Origin of the sequence: Limnospira sp. PMC 289.06 (assembly GCF_032350395.1) — a bacterium.
In the GTDB taxonomy this organism is placed as follows: Bacteria; Cyanobacteriota; Cyanobacteriia; order Cyanobacteriales; family Microcoleaceae; genus Limnospira; species Limnospira platensis.
The window spans coordinates 1-1,559 of record NZ_JARPLC010000288.1 but is presented as its reverse complement, the minus strand read 5'-3'; the positions used below and the strand labels follow the sequence as shown (position 1 = coordinate 1,559).

At 47.3% G+C, this 1,559-nt stretch carries 2 protein-coding genes; both read right to left on the bottom strand.

All coding sequences use genetic code 11. The features are described 5' to 3' along the window. Window positions 1-975, bottom strand: a 975-nt coding sequence (locus P5674_RS24560) for an IS110 family transposase (RefSeq protein WP_315643222.1), incomplete at its 3' end; no start/stop codon positions are given. A gap of 274 nt (window positions 976-1,249) precedes the next feature. Then, a partial coding sequence (locus P5674_RS24555) for a hypothetical protein (RefSeq protein ID WP_315670386.1) occupies window positions 1,250-1,559 on the bottom strand: 310 nt, incomplete at its 5' end.

The following is a 1,559-nucleotide window of genomic DNA, read 5'->3' as shown; positions in this document are numbered from 1 at the left end:
TCCAGATTGCACTTGAGTAGCCCCCAAACCACAAAGCTGTCGAAATCGTCTCATAGCCTTAGACTTGGGAAGGCATTTAAACATCTCATCAAACGGAACGCACCGAGTAAGTAGCCAGCCTCGTTCCCGGCAGCCAAAACCAAACTTGTCAAACACCCGATGGTAGCAATCAAACTCTGGTAGGTTCAGATAGCTTAGTAGCTCTTGCTCTACCATTGCCTCTGACTGATGCCACATACAAATCTGTTGGGCTAGTCGCGCTGTTACTTCACTAATCCCCGTGCCTTCCCCCGCCGCGATCGCCTTCGCGTATTCATTGTCAAACTTGGTTTTAATCCCTTTGGGAATTTCCCAACTACCTTGGGAAGTCCAGCCACAAGCCCAACCCCACCACGCCGGCAGTTTGTCCGGGTCTAATTTCCCAGATTCTTTTTTAACTCTAACTTTTGCTTTGGCTGGAAACTCATAGACCAGTCGAGACTTGGCTTGGTTTATCGTTTGGGTGCGGGGCTTGTTGAATGACCCAATATCTCTTAGGCATTGTTCAATTTTCGCTACTTCTGGCGGCCGCTCCCTTACCCAATACCTGCGATCGTAGGCAATTTGGTAATGCTGGAAGTATGTGGCAACCATGAGCAAAGCATCGTAGGGGTCAGACTTGTTAGACGTTCCCCCATAGCTTTTCCGAGTGTCCTTAATCATCGTCTGATCTACTTTCAGCACAGGGATTCCCTCCCGATGTAAGCAGTCAATCCAGAATCTGCTATAAGTTCGGGTCGGCTCTAATATCACCACAGACGGCTCCAAAGACACAAGAAACTGGATAGACTTTGCATTTGCTTCTAGCTTTCGGTGGCACTCAGCAAATGCGGGAGACTCGTAAAAATCCCGCAACGCACCCGCTGGCATAAATTCTAGCCACACGGCATCGCACCACGATGAGCTAACATCAAGGCCTACAATTAAACTATTCATTTTTAACCTCTAGTGTTGTGGTTAATCGTTCCCACGAAGCTGTTACGGCTCTCGCCCATTCTATCTGGGGGAACAAATCTCCCTAGAATCTAGCCGGGGTTGGAACCCGGCTAGAAGCAATTATTGACTTCTGCCCCCAGTAACAGGTTGGGGAGGGAAACCTCCCATTTCAATTCGGGGGGGCTAGTTATCAATGCGGTGGGAATCACCCGGTTATCCGCGACTTCCCCCCAGGTGTAAGGGGAAAGTTTCGTCCTTTACCGGCTAGGACTCATCAGGCGGTGAAATCTAGATCTTCTAAAGCTGATAGTGTATATTCCAAGTCTGCATAAATTTGATTGTGATACATTTCAAGCTGCATTGCATAATTATGCACATCTTGGAATCGTTCATCATTAGAGATAAAATCGATAACTCTTAGGTGAGTAATGGTGTTATCAATTTCCATTTTGGCTTTAATTAAACAGTTCGAGAAAGAGACTGCCTCTCGTGTCAAATCGACCCACGCGCAAAGAGAATTTTCATCCTCGCCAAACAAGTGACCAGGAAAATCCGCTGATGTTTTTTGTCCAGGCGGTGAAACC